At 35.9% G+C, this 588-nt stretch carries 1 pseudogene; it reads right to left on the bottom strand.

Going from position 1 to position 588, the window contains the following annotated elements:
* Positions 1–588 (bottom strand): annotated as a pseudogene (locus DP091_RS31100) (IS4-like element ISAba1 family transposase); the annotation flags it as partial.

Below are 588 nucleotides of genomic sequence, written 5' to 3'. Positions count from 1 at the left end.
CTTATATATAGTTTCACCCGACCAACCAAAATCCGTCGTTTACGACATTCAATTTGACCAACTTTAAGATGGCGAAATAAATCACTAATTTTATGATTCTTTCCTAAATGATTGGTGACAATGAAGTTTTTTTAACACGAATGCAGAAGTTGATGTCTTGTTCAATTAACCATGTAAACCACTGCTCACCGATAAACTCTCTGTCTGCGAACACATTCACAATACGGTCTTTACCAAAAATGGCTATAAAGCGTTGAATCAAAGCAATACGCTCTTTCGTATCTGAATTTCCACGTTTATTAAGCAATGTCCAAAGGATAGGTATCGCTATTCCACGATAAACGATTGCGAGCATCAGGATATTAATATTTCGTTTTCCCCATTTCCAATTGGTTCTATCTAAAGTCAGTTGCACTTGGTCGAATGAAAACATATTGAAAATCAACTGAGAAATTTGACGATAATCAAAATACTGACCTGCAAAGAAGCGCTGCATACGTCGATAAAATGATTGTGGTAAGCACTTGATGGGCAAGGCTTTAGATGCAGAAGAAAGATTACATGTTTGCTTTAAAATAATCACAAGCA

The sequence above is a fragment of the Paenibacillus sp. MDMC362 genome (genome assembly GCF_003269305.1).
Lineage (GTDB): Bacteria > Bacillota > Bacilli > Paenibacillales > Paenibacillaceae > Paenibacillus_AQ.
Note: the sequence above shows the minus strand (reverse complement) of the source record. Positions and strands in the feature narration are given on the sequence as shown.